The sequence below is a fragment of the Pseudomonas sp. JZ114 genome, assembly GCF_051027705.1.
GTDB lineage: Bacteria > Pseudomonadota > Gammaproteobacteria > Pseudomonadales > Pseudomonadaceae > Chryseomonas > Chryseomonas luteola.
Window position 1 is genome coordinate 367,007 of the sequence record NZ_CP069257.1, and the last position, 14,131, is coordinate 381,137.

The 14,131-nt window shown below is 55.4% G+C and carries 13 protein-coding genes; 4 read left to right on the forward strand and 9 right to left on the reverse strand.

Features of this window, described 5'->3' with window-relative positions; genetic code table 11:
* Position 1 precedes the first annotated feature (1 nt).
* The 8 genes from JQR90_RS21150 to JQR90_RS21185 all read right to left on the reverse strand — a co-directional run bounded on the left by JQR90_RS21150 (position 2) and on the right by JQR90_RS21185 (position 7,440).
* On the reverse strand, positions 2-808 hold the full coding sequence (locus JQR90_RS21150) for an alpha/beta fold hydrolase (RefSeq protein WP_112298040.1): 807 nt from the start codon (positions 806-808) through the stop codon (positions 2-4).
* A gap of 10 nt (positions 809-818) precedes the next feature.
* A complete protein-coding gene (locus JQR90_RS21155) occupies positions 819-1,571 on the reverse strand; it encodes a maleate cis-trans isomerase family protein (RefSeq protein ID WP_112298041.1) in 753 nt (250 codons plus the stop codon).
* A 23-nt stretch (positions 1,572-1,594) separates the two neighbouring features.
* Positions 1,595-2,824: an FAD-dependent monooxygenase gene (locus JQR90_RS21160; RefSeq protein WP_112298042.1), complete on the reverse strand. Its 1,230-nt coding sequence runs from the start codon at positions 2,822-2,824 to the stop codon at positions 1,595-1,597.
* A 79-nt stretch (positions 2,825-2,903) separates the two neighbouring features.
* Positions 2,904-3,626, reverse strand: a complete 723-nt coding sequence (locus JQR90_RS21165; RefSeq protein WP_112298043.1) for an ABC transporter ATP-binding protein — start codon at positions 3,624-3,626, stop codon at positions 2,904-2,906.
* Positions 3,623-4,414, reverse strand: coding sequence for an ABC transporter ATP-binding protein (locus tag JQR90_RS21170; RefSeq protein WP_434141067.1), 792 nt, complete (start codon positions 4,412-4,414; stop codon positions 3,623-3,625). The genes JQR90_RS21165 and JQR90_RS21170 overlap by 4 nt, the downstream gene beginning before the upstream one ends.
* The gene (locus JQR90_RS21175; RefSeq protein ID WP_112298045.1) at positions 4,411-5,406 is read right to left on the reverse strand and encodes a branched-chain amino acid ABC transporter permease; all 996 of its coding nucleotides are present in this window, start codon (positions 5,404-5,406) and stop codon (positions 4,411-4,413) included. The genes JQR90_RS21170 and JQR90_RS21175 overlap by 4 nt, the downstream gene beginning before the upstream one ends.
* A gap of 1 nt (position 5,407) precedes the next feature.
* A complete protein-coding gene (locus JQR90_RS21180) occupies positions 5,408-6,280 on the reverse strand; it encodes a branched-chain amino acid ABC transporter permease (protein WP_112298046.1) in 873 nt (290 codons plus the stop codon).
* A gap of 2 nt (positions 6,281-6,282) precedes the next feature.
* Positions 6,283-7,440, reverse strand: coding sequence for an ABC transporter substrate-binding protein (locus tag JQR90_RS21185; RefSeq protein ID WP_112298047.1), 1,158 nt, complete (start codon positions 7,438-7,440; stop codon positions 6,283-6,285).
* A gap of 484 nt (positions 7,441-7,924) precedes the next feature.
* Between JQR90_RS21185 and JQR90_RS21190 the strand changes: the two genes are divergently transcribed.
* Genes JQR90_RS21190 through JQR90_RS21205 form a run of 4 tightly spaced genes read left to right on the forward strand, consistent with a single transcriptional unit; the run spans position 7,925 to position 12,041 of the window.
* Positions 7,925-8,929 (forward strand): 2-keto-3-deoxygluconate permease, encoded by a 1,005-nt coding sequence (locus JQR90_RS21190; protein ID WP_122044249.1) that lies wholly within the window; start codon positions 7,925-7,927, stop codon positions 8,927-8,929.
* The gene (locus JQR90_RS21195) at positions 8,926-10,215 is read left to right on the forward strand and encodes a four-carbon acid sugar kinase family protein (protein WP_112298049.1); all 1,290 of its coding nucleotides are present in this window, start codon (positions 8,926-8,928) and stop codon (positions 10,213-10,215) included. Before JQR90_RS21190 ends, JQR90_RS21195 begins: the two co-directional genes overlap by 4 nt.
* Entirely contained in the window at positions 10,212-11,213 is a 1,002-nt protein-coding gene (gene pdxA, locus JQR90_RS21200) for a 4-hydroxythreonine-4-phosphate dehydrogenase PdxA (RefSeq protein WP_112298050.1), read from the forward strand. Before JQR90_RS21195 ends, pdxA begins: the two co-directional genes overlap by 4 nt.
* Positions 11,214-11,267: 54 nt before the next feature.
* A complete protein-coding gene (locus JQR90_RS21205; protein WP_112298051.1) occupies positions 11,268-12,041 on the forward strand; it encodes a DeoR/GlpR family DNA-binding transcription regulator in 774 nt (257 codons plus the stop codon).
* A 445-nt stretch (positions 12,042-12,486) separates the two neighbouring features.
* Here JQR90_RS21205 and JQR90_RS21210 read toward each other — a convergent pair whose 3' ends face one another.
* Positions 12,487-14,127, reverse strand: coding sequence for a bifunctional aspartate transaminase/aspartate 4-decarboxylase (locus JQR90_RS21210; RefSeq protein WP_112298052.1), 1,641 nt, complete (start codon positions 14,125-14,127; stop codon positions 12,487-12,489).
* Positions 14,128-14,131: the final 4 nt, after the last annotated feature.

A 14,131-nucleotide genomic window follows, 5' to 3' on the forward strand; every position in this document is an offset into this window, starting at 1 on the left:
CTTAAACAGGGGTACCCAGAAAGTGGCCAAAGGCCTGGTAGAAGCCTTCCTCGTCATCCCAGGGGATCATATGTCCAGCGTTTTCTACCCGAGCTACCGTCACGTCCGGCATGAGGCCCTGGATCTCCTCTATGTCTTCGGGCAGGAGCACATTGCCGCGCCCGGCCACTATCAGCAGGGTCGGCAGGTTAATGTGCGGCAGATCCTGATGGATATTGTCTTCATGAAAGCCGTTGTAGCTGGCCACGATGGCGCGCTCATCGCAGGTATGCAGCCATTCGGCCCGCAAGCGCAGCTGCTCTTCCGTCCAGGTGGGACAAAAGACACGCATATCCTCAGCACCCATGCCCTCGAGCGACTGGCGAATGGAGTCGACATACCAGGGCAGGCCGCTCGGATAGGAGCGACGGCCCGGGCCGGAAACTGGTGGGTCGACAATGATCAGACGCTCAAGGCCCTGGGGCTTGAGCCGGCAGGCCATGCGTATGGCGATACGGCCGCCCATGGAATGTCCGAGCACGGCGTAGCGCGCAAGACCCAGCACATCGGCCAGGGCGGCGACATCAGCCGCCTGAGCATCGAGACTATAGTCCAGCGTGGGTGACGCTTCCGACAAACCCCGGCCGCGTACATCCAGCACATACACATCGAAGTGGCGTCCCAGGCGCTCGGCCACAAAGCCCCAGGTCACGGCCGGGCTGGTAATTCCGGGGATCACGATGAGGGGCAGGCCCTGTCCGCCATAGCGCAGATAGTGCTGGCGAATGCCGTTGGCCTGAGCATTGGCGCCATACAGATAGTTAGTCATTGCATCCTCCTTAATAAGCACCGGACAGCAGGGCACCGCCCCCCGGCACGATGGGTTCGAGGCCAAGGGCCTTGAGCATGGCGTACGTGGTGGCGATGGCTGCCGTGATGACAGGCTTGCCGGTCTGAGCCTCGACCTTGGCCACGGCAGAGAGCGACGGCATCTGCACACAGGCCGACAGCACGATAGCGTCGACACCCTCGAGATCCAGTTCCGCGACGATACTGGGCAGGTTGGACGGATCGTGCCGGGCAACGGCAAGGTTGTCGGGGATTTCCAGGGCATGCCAGACCTTGACCTCGATACCCTCGTGCTGAATGTAATCGACCACTAGCTCGGTCAGCGGCTTCATGTAGGGCGCAACCAGGGCGATGCGCCTGGCACCCAGCACCTTGAGCCCATCGACAAGCGCGCCTGCACTGGTAATCACTGGCGCTTCAGCCTCGTTATCGCGGGTGACCTGGGTCAGGCGCGCCTGGGACTCGCGATGATAGCCCCGCCCCATGCTCATGATGGCCACAAGGCAGGCGTACCCCAGGACATCGACACGGGCATCGGACAGCTCAAGGGCGCAACGGTCGGACTGAGCATCCATGGCGGCCAGCTCTTCCTTTTTCACATGCTTCATGCGCATACGGCTGGAGTGGAAGGTAAAGCGCTCGGGACGGATCAGCTGGCGAGCGGTGAGCATTGCCGGGATCTCGGTTTCCATTGTGGTGTTGGAGCTGGGTACGATTTGCCCGATTCGATACAGCGTTTGCATGGTTATTGTCCTTATGCGTTGGCTTAGGCCGTTAACTGCTCGGCTTCAAAACGTTGGCGGCAGATAGTGGCGTCGTACTCATAGATCCACTCAGCCCGAATGCCGACCGCGTTGGGATTCTTGGCCTGCTCCTGCTGGTAGGCCAGATCACGCTTGCGCAACTCCTCGGGGGAGGAGAGGTGATAGGTCCGGCCGCGCTCGCGTGCCTGCAGTTGAACCTGAGAAGTGCGTGGGCGGCGCTCATTCTCGTAGGCCTCCAGCGCGGTCAGGACATCATCTCCAAAGTGAATAAGGGCCTGGGCCAGTACATAACTGTCTTCAATGGCCATGGCTGCGCCCTGGGAGAGGAAGGGCAGCATGGGATGTGCGGCATCACCTAAAAGCGTGGCATGACCTGCAGACCAACGTGACATGGGATCATGGTCGAACAGGCCCCACTTATACGTTTGGGTCGGATCGGTGCGCTCGAAGAGTTGGATCAGGTTTGTATGCCAACCGCTGTAAGCCTGTACTAGCTCCTCGGTAGAGCTGGGCTCCGTCCAGGATTCCTTGACCCATTCCTCAGTTTCGGCAACCGCTACGATGTTTACGGCCTTACCGCCTTTCACGTAGTAGGTCACTACGTGCGCCCTGGGACCCATCCAGAATGAAGCATCAGGGCTTACAAAGGGCAGAGGATGCTGCTCGACCGGTACCAGTGCGCGCCAGCACATGTGACCGGTGAACTGCGGCTTGTCAGTACCCCAGAGCGAATCCCTTACCGCTGAATGGATGCCGTCAGCACCTACGATCAGGTCAGCCTCAAATATTGATCCATCAGAAAAAGTGGCAGTGGCTGAATGTGAGTTACGCGTGACGCCGGTGCATTGCACACCAAAGGTTACGCAATCGTCTGGAATATCCTGGGAGAGAATGGCGTGGAGGTCCGCTCGGTGAACATGGAAAAATTCGGCGCCATAGACCTTGGGGGAGTTTTCTTTAAGAGGCGTACGAAACAGTTCGGTGGCGGTCTCCCAGTTACGGCCTACCATGGCTTCCGGCAGAAAGCCGATGCGCTGCAAGTCGCTTTCAAGACCCAGCGCGTTGAGTACCTTGACGGCATTAGGCGTCATCTGTACGCCTGCACCAATCTCGCCGAAGGCTTTGGCGCGCTCGAAGAGATGATATTCGATGCCTTGTTGTTGAAGGGTGCGGGCCAAGGCTACACCGCCAATGCCAGCACCTACTATGCCTACTCTTAGCTTACGGCTCATGATTCATTCCTTATTAACTAAGTGGTTAATTAATTTCTTGTGCAGAACGTTAGAGGTTTCCCGAGTCATGGAGTACGCCTCAAGCACCTAGATAGGCGTTAAGCACCTCCGGGTCTTTTAGCAGGTGGGCCGCATCGTCACTGGTCGTGATGCGGCCCGTCTCGACAACATAGGCCCGAGAGGCAATCGATAACGCGTTATAAACGTTCTGTTCGACGACCATGACGGTTACACCGTGAGCATTGATCTCCCGGACGACCTCGAAGACTTCATCGGCCATCTTTGGAGACAGACCCAGGCTGGGTTCGTCCAGCAGCAGCAGACGCGGCTCAGACATCAACGCACGGGCAATGGCCAGCATCTGCTGTTCACCACCGCTCAACGTGCCGGCAAGTTGTTTCTGCCGTTCACGAAGGCGCGGGAAACGGTGAAAGGCCATGCCGATACGGTCTTCAATCTCGACATTGGAGCGGCATAGGAAGCCACCCAGCATGAGATTTTCCTTGACGGTCATGGCTGGCCAGATGTGGCGCTCCTCGGGGCAATGGGCGATGCCCTGGGCCACGACCCGGTCTGCGCTCCAGCCGGTAATGCTCTTGCCCTCCCAGGTAATTGAGCCGGAAGTAGGCTTAAGTAAGCCGGAAATCGCACGCAGCGTAGTACTCTTGCCAGCACCGTTGGCACCAATCAAGGCAACAATTTCACCATAGGCAATGTCTAGATCGATGCCGTGAAGTGCGCCAGCTTTGCCATAGGCAACATGTAGGTCACGAATATGTAGCAGTGGGCCGGTGTGATTCATGCGCGTGCCTTCCCCAGATAGGCCTCAACGACCTGTGGATTGTTCTGCACCTGAGCGGGCGTGCCTTCGGCAAGCTTCTGGCCGAAGTTCATCACTACCAGGCGATCGCAAATACCCATCACCAACCCCATGTTGTGTTCGACAATAATGATTGACTGTACTTGCGTTTCTCTCAGACGTTTCAGCGTTTCGCCAAAGGCCAGTGCTTCCTGGCTGTTAAGCCCTGCGGCAGGTTCGTCTAGCATTAAAAGGGTGGGCTTGGCGGCAAGCGCAACTCCCACTTCCAGAAGGCGCAACTCACCACACGACAATACGTGGGCAGGTGTGTTAATGCGCTTGGATAAGCCCATGATCTCAACGATCTGTGCGGCGCTGTCGCGAGCCGCCTGTTCGGCCTGGCGGACATGGGTACGTGGAAAATAGGTGTTCAGGAGCGACTGCCTTGCGCTCAGGTAATGTCCGGCCAGCACATTCTCGAAAACCGTCAATGACTTAAGTACATTGGTCTTCTGAAAACTGCGTACCAGGCCTCTCTGGGCGATGGCGTATGGCTTTTTGCCTGTAATGTCTTCACCCTTGAACATCACGCGGCCGGCGGAGGGCGTATAAAAGCCCGTGATCAGGTTGAAACAGGTGGTTTTGCCAGCGCCGTTGGGGCCAATCAAGCCAAATATTTCGCCCGCTTTCACCTCAAAATTGATGTCCTGAACGGCTTTGAGCCCGCCAAAAGTCTTTCCCAGTCCATGGGCGGACAACAAGGGAGAGAGGAAAGGCTGCACGCTGCTCATACGGCGCCTCCTTGGGGTTGAATACGTTGGATATCGTCTGCGTACTCGGCTTTGCCGGTATGACGCTCACGGCGGAGAGTCAGGAAGCCCATCAGGCCCTTGGGCAGGAACAGCACCACAAGCATCACGATCAGGCCGAAGATCGACATTCTTAGCTCTTGGGCTTCGCGCAGATATTCCTCCATCAGTGTGACCAGCAGCGCGCCCACCAGCGGGCCGAGCAGGGTGCCTTTACCACCGATCAGCACCATGATGATCATGGTGGCCATAAAGCTGAAGCGGAACACATCGGCACCTACGAAGGAAATGTAGTGCGCGTAGAAACCACCAGCGAGCCCCGCGAGAAATGCCCCGAGCACAAAGGCTTGCATCGCGTAGGCAAATGGCTGGATGCCAACTGACTGAGCAACGTAGCGGTTTTCACGAACAGTTACAGCGGCGCGCCCGGTACTGGAATAGACGAAGCGGTAGGCCAGGTACAACGCCACGGCGGTAATCGCCAGGGCAATATAGAAGTAGAGGCGCTTGGAGTATAACGTCGATGCTGCCGACAGGATCTCTGGCTGGGGAATACCGGCAATACCCATAGGTCCATTGGTTACTCCAACCCAGTTATTGGCAAGGATGCGCAGTACTTCAGCGAAGGCCAGTGTGATGATCACAAAGTAGGGACCCTGCAGGCGCAGCGTAATTGCACCTATCACCGATCCCAGTGCGGCTGAGATAACCCCTGCCAACGGTACGGTCGCCCACATTGGCAGTCCGTAACGGGTTGCCAGAATTGCTGACGTGTAGGCGCCCAGTCCTAGAAAGGCCGTGTGGCCGAGGGAGAACTCGCCCACATAACCGACGATCAGGTTTAAGCTGCTGGCCAATACAGCGTAGAACAGCACCATGATGCCAATATGCAGGACGTACTGGTCGGTCACTAGCATAGGAAACAGGGCGGCCAGAACAGCGAGAATTAACAATGTATTTCGCTCAAGTTTCATGTCACGCCCTCTCCGCACGGGCTGAAAACAGGCCGTAGGGTTTGAAGATCAGCGTCAGAATCACGATGATGAAGCCAATAATGTCCACCATGCCGGTAGAAACGTAGCCACCCCACAAGGCCTCAGCTACGCCCAGCAATAGGCCGCCTGCAATGGCCCCACCAAAGCTGCCCATGCCGCCTAGAATGACTACGACAAAGGCCTTAAGGCTAACGATGCCGCCAATAGTGACTTGGGTTGAATAAATTGCACCCAGCAGCATTCCGGCAGATGCCGCCAATATCGAACCCAAGGCGAACGTGCTGGCATAGACGCGTGCTGTCTTGATGCCGGCCAACTGTGCGGCCATTGGGTCCTGGAACGTCGCGCGCATGGCTCGCCCCAGCTTGGTCTTCTTGATCAGTAAATGGGCGCCCAAAATCAGCGCCGCGCACACCGCTACGGCGAAAATTCTCATCTCGGTCAGCACGATGGGACCGAGAAAGACGGGAGCATTAGGTAGCGGCCCTTCGATTTTCTGAGGCGCCGTGCCTGCTAACAGCAGGGCAGAGTTAGCCAGGAAAATCGACAGTCCAATGGTCAGCAAAATGCCGGGCTCTTCACCTTGTCCGCGGACTCGCTCAATCAGAACACGATCCACCAGCCAGCCGAATGCAGCCATGATGGCGGCCACGACGACCAGACCGGAAAAGAAGTCCAGACCCAGGTGTGAGGTAACGAACCAACCCAGCACGCCGCCTAGCATATAGAACTCACCGTGGGCAAAATTCACGACCCGCATAAAACCAAAGATTAGCGTGAGACCCAGGGCGGACAACGCGTAGAACGTACCCGTCACCAAGCCGTTAGCGAGGAATTGCAGGAACAGATCCACGCTCATTCTCCTTTGGCGGCAAGCGCCATGGGGGCTTCGACGTAAGTAGTAGCAACGACCTTGGGCTGTTTGTTCTCAATCTGTACCAGCGCCGCGTTAAAACCATAGGCCTGGCCGTTGGCCGTGAACTGGTAATGACCATTGGGTGCCTGGTAACTGGTTGCCTTCAAGGCTTCGCGGATCTGCTCTGCATCCGTCGAGCCGGCACGCTGGATGGCATCCATCAAGATATTGGTGGCGTTGTAGCCGGCCGCGGCGTATTTGTCCGGGGCCTGCTTGTATTGCGCCTGGTAGGCTTGAACGAACCTCTGGTTGCGCTCGCCAGGCAAGGTGGCTGCGTATGGGACGGCCGCGTAAATGCCTTCGGCGGCATCACCTACCAGATTGATGAAGTCCGCTGTGGCCCAGGAGCCAACCCCGAACACTTTCATATCAATGCCGAATTCCTTGAGCTGTTTAACCAGAATCGAACCATCCTGAGTCTCTGCGGCAATGAATACCCCATCTGCGCCTGAGACCCGCAACTTGGCCAGCAAGGTGTAAAAGTCGGTAGCGCCATGGTCAAAATATTCCGTCATGGCTGTCTCGACACCATGAGCGGACAGATCCTTGGAGAATTCCTCTACGCCGCCCCGGCCCCAGTCATCATTTACACCGATATAGGCAACTTTCTTGAGCTTCAGATTTTCAGCCAAGATCTTGGCAAACGCTTGGGCGAGTAGGGCGTCGGTCTCGGCTGAGCGGAAAAAGTAGGGATTGTTCTTTTCGGTGAGGTCAGCCTTGGAAGACACTCCCGTCAGCAGTGGTAGTTTGTACTTCTGCGCAACAGGCATGATCGCAGCGGTCGCTGAGCTGCAAAAGGCGCCGGATAGGGCGACTACTTTATCTTTCTGAATCAGTTTTTCTGCGGCGTTAACCGAGTTCGCCGGACTGCACTGACCATCCTCGATAACGAGTTCGATCGGCTTGCCTAGCACGCCGCCTGCTTTGTTGCGCTCTTCTACGGCCAGCTTGGAGCCGTTGATATCTGCCGCTCCGTTATATGCCACCGAGCCTGTCAGCGGCTGAATGACGCCAATTTTAATGCTGTCTTGGGCCAAGGCCGAAGTCGAACCGAGTACTGCTGTCGCAAATACTTGAGCACAAATAAACGCACGCATTGTTGTTCTCCTGAAGAGCATTTTGTCGTCTTGCCGACAGGCAAGCCTTTTGTTGGCAGCTAAAACAGGGAGGCGGCATACAGCCTCAATGAGACCCAGCTTTTTAATTAATTAATCAGTTAGTAAATTAATTTCAGCAGGTTTTGTGCCACATATATTAAGTGATTGATCTCTTTGGCCTTTGCAAAAACTATGAGGTTTAAAGACCACAGAGACGCTCACGAATGAGGCCTTTCTACACGTAGGTGCTCGCAAATGGGGCAAGAGGAAACAATGTGATGAGGTGCCTCAAAAACATGGTTGTGCCTGGACAGGACTGCCCTGAGCCATCCATGTCTGCGCAAATCGATCAAAAAATGATTGATTTGCGCAGACATGAGAGCTTAGATTAAGGGCTTGTTGATTGGAATGCACATGAAAATGATCATTTCGATCATCCTTATGTGTTCCCGGTACACCTCGAAATAAAAACAAGGAGAATCGCGTGGCCCACATCCCAATCAAACGTAGTATCGAACGCGTACCTGGCGGCATGATGATCGTGCCTTTGCTTATCGGTTCGCTGGTCGCAACCTTCCTGCCGGATATGCCTAAGTTCTTTGGCTCGTTTACCAATGCATTATTCACTGGCTCTCTACCAATACTTGCTGTGTTCTACGTCTGCATGGGAGCCAGCATCGATATCAAAGCCACGCCCTACCTCTTGAAAAAAGGCGGTGTGCTGTTTGGAACGAAGGTGGGTACTGCTGTGCTGATTGGGGTAGTCATGGGGCACTTTCTCGGAGAGCAGCCCATCGGTTCAGGCATTTTTGCCGGTCTCTCCACATTAGCCGTCGTCGCCGCAATGAATGACACCAATGGCGGTCTTTATATGGCGCTGATGGGCCAGTACGGTCGCTCAGAAGACGTAGGTGCATACTCTGTCATGTCATTGGAGTCGGGTCCCTTCCTGACCATGGTAACCCTTGGCGTTGCAGGTCTGGCTGCGTTTCCTTGGCCTACGCTGGTAGGTGCAATCCTGCCTCTACTATTGGGCATGTTGCTGGGTAACCTGGACCGAGAAATGCGCGATTTCCTTGGCAGGGCCGTGCCGGTGATGATTCCGTTCTTTGCCTTGGCGCTAGGAGCTAGCCTTGACCTGCACAAGGTCTGGCAGGCGGGCTTGCTGGGTATCGGGCTAGGCGTGGCGGTGGTAGTTGTTACTGGTATTCCACTGTATTTTGCTGACCGACTGTCAGGCGGTACAGGTGTGGCAGGTGTCGCCGCAGCCAATACTGCTGGCAACGCTGCTGCTGTCCCTGCCTTAGTTGCTGCGGCTAATCCCGTATATGCCGACGCCGCCAGCGCCGCGACTTTATTGGTTGCCGCGTGTGTAGTGGTAACAGCGATACTGTCGCCCATTCTTACCTCAATGGCCGCCAAGCGATATAGGGCGCGTAATGGTCAGCGCGAACGGATCCCAGATGCCGAAGGGGAGACCGTGCGATGAGGCTTATGATCATTGCCGATGATTTGTCCGGCGCAGCGGACTGTGCTATCGCCTTCGCCAGCCTTGGACTCGATACGGTTGTAACGCTTGACCCCTCCCATGACACCGGGGCGGCCCAGGTTATCGCCATCGACACTGATACACGTCGTCTATCCTCCAGTGAAGCCGCCGCTCGTACAGTAGCTGCCTATCAGAAATCAAAGGCTGGACAACGGCTGTATAAAAAAATCGATTCAACGCTGCGTGGCAATTGGGCGGCAGAAGTTGCTGCCTTGCAGGCCTTGGCTGGTCTGGCAATCGTAGCGCCAGCGTTCCCGGCGACCGGCCGGACTACGCATCAGGGACAGGTACTGGTCCATGGGCAACCGTTGGAAACCACTGAAACGTGGAAGCTCGAGCATGCTGATCAATGCGCCGATCTCCACATAATGCTAGAAACCGCCGGTCTGCGCACAGCCAAATTGACTCTTGAAACCTTGCGTGGTGACGCATTCGTTCTTACTGAACACATCAAGCAGATCGCCAAAGGCGACAGCCAGGCCCTGATAGTTGATGCCGAAACTTCCGAAGATTTGCGTCGACTGGCGCAAGTCACTGCGAAAATGAGTGAAGGGCTATTCTGGGTCGGCTCTGGTGGACTGGCACGGGAAATTGCAGGTTTACCCGACCTGTTTGATTCTCCATCTCAGGATGTCAGCTTCATGCAGCGAAAACTTGCACCGATTCTCGTGCTGGTCGGTAGCCTGTCAGATGTATCTGATAGGCAATGCATAATGCTTAAGGAGCGGGCGGGTATCCAGGAGTTGACCATCATGCCAAGCGTATTACGCAAAGGCCCAGCGTATGCGGCTTGGTCAGAATGGGAGCGCCGTATTGGCGAATGTCTCAAGCGTGGCGAAGACCTTCTGTTGCGCATTGGTCGCGACGAGACGTTTGATCCTGCCGAGGGTGCTCTTCTGTCTGCGTCACTGGCAGCGATGATCCGCCCAAATTTCGATAAGGTTGGTGGACTTATAGCTACAGGCGGCGAAACCGCTCGTGCAATGCTCGGGGCGGTAGGTATCGGCAGTCTTAAACTACAGTGCGAAGTTGAGGCAGGCGTTGCCTTTGGTCGCCCCATCGCCAGTCGCGACGGTTATCGTCCTGGTGTTATCACTAAAGCGGGTGCATTCGGCACCGATCACGCCCTTTACGCATCGTGGCTCCATTTGAGCAATATCACCGAGCCCGCGAATGTTGCCGAAGGCTCCGTACATTTTCCTGCAAAACAAGGTAAGAAATCATGAGTAACTATCTCCCTATCATTGGTATTACCATGGGCGACGCGGCGGGAGTGGGGCCGGAAATTATCGTCAAGAGCCTAACCCACGACGTTGTTTACCAGCAGTGTCGTCCCCTGGTAATAGGTGATGCGCATCGTTTGGAGCAGGCAAATACGATCATTAAAGGCCGCATGAAGATTCGTAGTATCAAGCAGGCCTCTGAAGCCTTATACGAGCCTGGCATTATCGATTGTATTGACCTTAACCTTATTCCCGACGACTTGCCATTCGGCCAGTTGTCACCCATTGCTGGTGACGCTGCTTATCAATATATCGCAAGGGCCGTACAGCTGGCCGAAGCCAAAGAAATCGACGCGATTTGTACGGCACCGCTAAACAAGGAGGCATTACATGCGGGGGGCCATAAGTATCCTGGCCATACCGAGCTGCTTGCTCACCTGACCCACGTTGACGAAGTATCAATGATGCTTGTCGCGCCGCAGTTACGCGTGATTCATGTCACTACGCACATAGGCATCGTTGATGCGATTCGTAAGATTGAACCGGGTCTGGTGCAGCGTACCATTGAACGTGGCAATGCAACCCTAGTCAAGGCTGGGATTGCCAGACCGAAGATTGGGGTCTGTGGTATCAACCCGCATGCTGGCGAAAATGGTTTGTTTGGTTATGGGGAAGAAGAGGAAAAAATTATCCCAGCGGTGAAAATCCTTCAAGAGAAAGGCTTGGATATCACCGGCCCGCTACCCGCCGATACCTTGTTTTTCCGTGCCGGTCGTGGGGATTTTGATCTGGTGGTAGCGATGTATCATGACCAAGGTCACGGTCCGGTAAAGGTTCTGGGTCTGGAAGCGGGCGTTAATATAACAGTTGGGCTGGAAGTGATACGAACATCTGTCGACCACGGTACCGCGTTTGATATTGCGGGCAAAGGCATTGCAGATGAGCGCAGTCTGCTAGAGGCCTTGCGTCAAGGCGCCGAATTGGCTACGCGGCGGAGGTGAGGTCCAGGCTGTTGCTCGTGTAAGATCGTAGCTCTTCTTTCAATAAGGCTCTTCATGAAAGCGACCGATCGCCACCGCGCCATTCTGGAACTGGTTCGTCTACGTGACACAAATGTCGAACAGCTGAGCGCCGCTCTTGGCGTGTCGGAAGCTACTGTTCGACGCGATCTTGCGATACTTGCTAGGCAGCGGCATTTAGTGAGAACTCATGGCGGCGCTACGGCCTTGATAGGAGTCCACGAGCCCGAAGCGTCACTAGAAGAGCGCAAGTCGGCGCAGCGCGAACAGAAAGAAGCTATTGCCAGAGCGGCAGCTGCACACATCCAAGACGGTGACACCGTATTGCTCGATGGTGGCACCACGTGTGCTGCGCTGGCGTTGCATCTCTGCGCCCGCCAGGATGTGCATGTGGTGACCAATAATCTACTGGCGGTGATGACGCTCGCGAACGCGCCGGGGATTCGTCTGACGATGATTGGCGGCGATGTACGCGGATCGAGTCTGAGTACATTGGGACCACTGGCAGAGCTGACACTGAGTCGCATGAGCGTAGACAAGGCGTTTTTGGGAGCTGACGGCGTGGTGGCCCAGTTTGGTCTGTGTGAGGGGAGCGATCAGCAGGCATATCTAAAGGAATGTTTCATCAAACGCGCAGCACACATTTTTGTTCTGGCTGACACCGACAAGCTGGGGCGGGCGCGCCAACAGCATTGGACGCCTATCGAGCGCTCCTGGACCTTGATCACTTCATCGCAAGCAGAGGAGCCCTTGCTAGCGCCGTTTCGAGCTTCCTCGTTTATCACCATTGAGACTGCTGCCATTGACTAAAGAGGGCGCCGCAAAAACTAACCATTTCCGTTATCTTGATTGCTCATCCTTTCTTTCAAATGCAGTTATGCATCCTAAACGTGCCAGAAGGGTGAATTCAGGTCATTAGCTTGAGAGCTGAGTAGCTGACACCACTGCCCGTATGCAGCAGTTTGTCTAGACTGCTTGCTTCCCCAAGATACTCGAAGGTCATTAAGCAGCTTCGTCAGAATAACCTGAGGTAGCCAGGGCGATTATCCATTCAGATAGGCGCATAGATATATCCACACGCTACAAAAGGATTTCTGAAGCTCAGGTCAGGCATTCTCTAACCAACCCCGTTTTGGAGTTCAAATGAGCTGTTGCCATTGTGTCTATGGCCTACAGGCGTGGCGTGAAAGACCGGGGCGCCTTACGCCCCTTGATCCCTCTCTAGACCCAGCGACGCCCTCCGATGCAAGCTCGGTTAAGTAGGCGCCTCTGAAGAACTCTTTCCATCTCCCACCGTATTTTTAAATTCTTCAAAATATTGATCGGCCATGCTCCTAAGCGAGCGGCCGATGTTGGCGTATTCATACTCGTTAAGATTGGCGAGGGATACCCGGGCCGCGGGTTGTTTGGTGCCGAAGCCCTTTCCTGGAAGCAGCACGATACCGGTTTCCTTGGCGATTCGGAAAAGCAGATCGCCACTACTGAACTTAGCTTTTACCCAAGCGGCGAAGTCGTTGCCGTAAATCTTGCGAGCGAGGTCTTCTAGATCAAGCAGGGTGTAATAGTCGACCGCATTCGGATCGCTATCCGGTGCCACGCCTAATTCCCGATAAAGCGCCGCTTCGCGCCGGCGTACCAGTTTTTTCAGCTCGGCCTTGTAGCCGTCGCTTTCATCCATCAAGGCAAAAAGGGAAAACAGGACCATCTGTACCTGTTGCGGTGTCGACAAACCAGCGGTGTGGTTGAGTGCGACCGTGCGGCTGTCCGCGACGAGGCGGTCAATGAATTTCAGGCTCCGAACCTCTGGCAGCAGCGCTCCATAACGGTGGTCCAGAGACGCCTTCATGTCTTCTGGCAGTTCCTCCAGCGCCTTATCAAAGATGCTGTCCTTGTGCGCAGCGATTACGCCCAGGCGCCAACCAGTGGCACCGAAATATTTCGAGAAGGAGTACACCAGCATTGTGTTGCGCGGGCAGGTCGCAAACAGGGAGCGGAAGTCGTCTGCGAAGGTGCCGTAGACGTCGTCCGTCAATATGAACAGGTCTGGTCTTGACTCGGTAACGATACGTGCGACTGTCGCTAGACTACGGTCGTCCATCTTGACTGATGCTGGATTACTTGGATTTATGCAGAAAAAAATCTTTATCGCAGGATCCTGGAGTTTCTCCAACTCGGTATTAGGATACTGCCAGTTGGCATGCGGGTCGGCATCGATATGTACTTGCTCCAGACCAAACTCCTCCAGCTCTGGAATCTCGATGTATGGTGTGAACGCGGGCATGCCGATTGCCACTTTGTCGCCGCGCTTAAGCAGGCCGTTTTGCTGAAGAGAGTGGAAGATGTAAGTCATTGCCGCCGTGCCGCCTTCCACGGCGAAGAGGTCAATGGTCCCGGCGGGAATGAATCCGCCGACCATCTCCTTCACAATGTACTGGCGCACCACCTCTTCGGATACTCGTAGCATCCGCGGTGGAACGGGATAGTTGGCGCCCAGGATGCCTTCAACCATCTCATGAAGGAACGCCGAAGCGGATAGCCCAAGCTGGTCCCGCACGTAACTGAGGCATTTGGCGAGAAAGAGCACTCCGGGCTGGTCGCGGTGCTCAGCGGTATAGCGTTCAAAGCGGGCCTCAATCCCGCCAATCTGGGGCAAGCCCCCCACGCCGTGGGGCATGTAAGAGTACGACAGTTCGGCTTCGGCTGTGGCAAACAGCCCCAGCCGAAAAAAGGCACGCCGAGGCAATGTCGAGAGGAAATTTGGATTGCCCCGGCCAGCGTTGAGCATCAACCGGTTTTCTGTCCCAGACGCCAGCTTAATCAGCTCATCCTTGAGCTCGAACGGGCTTAGCTTGGCGTACTGCGCATAATCTTCATTCTGGTTTTGCTCGTTGCTCATTACG

Coding starts and splice junctions, on each gene's coding strand:
- pdxA (WP_112298050.1), top strand. CDS start 10,212: ATGAGTAACTATCTCCCTATCATTGGTATTACCATGGGCGACGCGGCG.
- JQR90_RS21210 (WP_112298052.1), bottom strand. CDS start 14,127: ATGAGCAACGAGCAAAACCAGAATGAAGATTATGCGCAGTACGCCAAG.
- JQR90_RS21195 (WP_112298049.1), top strand. CDS start 8,926: ATGAGGCTTATGATCATTGCCGATGATTTGTCCGGCGCAGCGGACTGT.
- JQR90_RS21175 (WP_112298045.1), bottom strand. CDS start 5,406: ATGAAACTTGAGCGAAATACATTGTTAATTCTCGCTGTTCTGGCCGCC.
- JQR90_RS21160 (WP_112298042.1), bottom strand. CDS start 2,824: ATGAGCCGTAAGCTAAGAGTAGGCATAGTAGGTGCTGGCATTGGCGGT.
- JQR90_RS21165 (WP_112298043.1), bottom strand. CDS start 3,626: ATGAATCACACCGGCCCACTGCTACATATTCGTGACCTACATGTTGCC.
- JQR90_RS21170 (WP_434141067.1), bottom strand. CDS start 4,414: ATGAGCAGCGTGCAGCCTTTCCTCTCTCCCTTGTTGTCCGCCCATGGA.
- JQR90_RS21205 (WP_112298051.1), top strand. CDS start 11,268: ATGAAAGCGACCGATCGCCACCGCGCCATTCTGGAACTGGTTCGTCTA.
- JQR90_RS21150 (WP_112298040.1), bottom strand. CDS start 808: ATGACTAACTATCTGTATGGCGCCAATGCTCAGGCCAACGGCATTCGC.
- JQR90_RS21185 (WP_112298047.1), bottom strand. CDS start 7,440: ATGCGTGCGTTTATTTGTGCTCAAGTATTTGCGACAGCAGTACTCGGT.
- JQR90_RS21155 (WP_112298041.1), bottom strand. CDS start 1,571: ATGCAAACGCTGTATCGAATCGGGCAAATCGTACCCAGCTCCAACACC.